The sequence below is a fragment of the Cupriavidus sp. SIMBA_020 genome, assembly GCF_046535395.1.
GTDB classification, from domain to species: Bacteria; Pseudomonadota; Gammaproteobacteria; order Burkholderiales; family Burkholderiaceae; genus Cupriavidus; species Cupriavidus campinensis.
Window position 1 is genome coordinate 1 of sequence record NZ_JAWRWU010000310.1, and the last position, 302, is coordinate 302.

Here is a 302-nt window from a genome sequence, read left to right on the forward strand (position 1 = left end):
GCGTGTCGTGGCCGCGCAGCACGAACACCGCATGGCCGAGCGTGAGGCCGATCGTCCCCGGCCGCAGCAGCCCGGTGTCGCGCGCGATCGCGCCCAGCGCCGGCGTGTCGGGAAACGGCAGTTGGTCGCCGACCACGATGCGGATCCGCTCCGGTTGCGCGACGCCCACGATGCGCGCGTCGTCGGCCTGCGCGGGCGTGAGCGGCACGCCCAGCGCGAGCCCGTGCGCCGCCTGCGCGTCGGCCCACGCGACAGCGTCGGGCAGCGCGGACGGCAGGATGTCGGCGAGATCGATCATCGTG

1 pseudogene is annotated in these 302 nt (G+C 75.5%); it reads right to left on the reverse strand.

Annotated features, from left to right (window positions below):
* A pseudogene (locus SB751_RS29345) lies at window positions 1–298 on the reverse strand (hypothetical protein); the annotation flags it as partial.
* Between the last annotated feature and the right edge of the window lie 4 nt (window positions 299–302).